Origin of the sequence: Vibrio sinus (assembly GCF_023634645.1) — a bacterium.
Lineage (GTDB): Bacteria > Pseudomonadota > Gammaproteobacteria > Enterobacterales > Vibrionaceae > Vibrio > Vibrio sinus.
Genome location: NZ_JAMKMR010000053.1, coordinates 1 through 1,008 on the forward strand (window position 1 = coordinate 1; position 1,008 = coordinate 1,008).

Here is a 1,008-nt window from a genome sequence, read left to right on the forward strand (position 1 = left end):
AATTATCGCTTTGTTATCCATTCTATATCGAGGTCTAGATTCTTATAACAAACCACCAATGATTTCTTTTAAAAGAACCTCAGGTCCACGTTTACCTAAAATTGAACAGCACTCTTTCGACTCCATAGACCTAACGAAAACGGCAACTGAACTACTAAGAATACTGAAAATAGATAGAACGCTGGATAGTATTGTGGATTGGATTAACCTCGACCAGCTGAGGTGTTTCGATACGCTGAAGCAAAGTAGAGACTATCTGATGAAAGTTTTATTTTTTTCTCGTTGGGTAACGTTACCCGAAAGCATCAGAGCGGAAATTGAATTTGAAAGATTTGTCTTACGCAACCTGATCAACCCAGACTATAGAACTCAAATATACTCAAAGTCTGGTGACATTTGCAACATGATACGGGGTGCGTGGTCGTAATCCGAGAGAGCTTTATAGGGCGCTGCACATAGCCATCCTTGGCTAAGTGGCTGATCATTTCTCAGAAGAGAATCGATCTGTTTTATAAGCTTGCTCAATCGCTTTGTAGTATTTTTGATTGTCTTTTGTCACTGGATAGCAAGCTTGGTAGCTTTTTAGTGAGAATATAGGTTCGCCACCGCTGTTATAAAAGCTAAGGAATTCTTTAGGTGATAGTAAAACTGTGGTGTCGTCGTAATCTGTTAAGCCATCAAAGTATGTGTTTTTAAAAGAATGTTTTCCTACCCACTTTCCGTAGCAATTTTCATCTTGTGTTGTGGTAATAAAACAGCCAGTTTTTAGGTCAAAGACGTCACATACGTCGTGTTCCACCTTCTTAGGAGCGTGTCCATCTCCGTATTCGATTTCACCTTTTTCGGTGCGCTGTATCATTACTATAGAGTGATCGTTTGAATAGCTGACTGTACCAGCATCATTCCCCCAATGGCTATTTTCCTCCTTTGTATTAGGCAAAGGGCTATTATAAAGGTCAAACGTTCCACTTGGTGTTTTAAGGTAATAGCTATTGTTTTGTTTTATTA

Annotated in this window: 2 protein-coding genes; one reads left to right on the forward strand and one right to left on the reverse strand. The window is 39.1% G+C overall.

Going from position 1 to position 1,008, the window contains the following annotated elements:
- Positions 1-427: hypothetical protein (locus M9194_RS21540; RefSeq protein ID WP_250614766.1), on the forward strand; the 427-nt coding region annotated here is incomplete at its 5' end.
- A gap of 54 nt (positions 428-481) precedes the next feature.
- Here M9194_RS21540 and M9194_RS21545 read toward each other — a convergent pair.
- The coding region (locus tag M9194_RS21545) for a hypothetical protein (RefSeq protein ID WP_250614767.1) at positions 482-1,008 on the reverse strand (527 nt) is incomplete at its 5' end.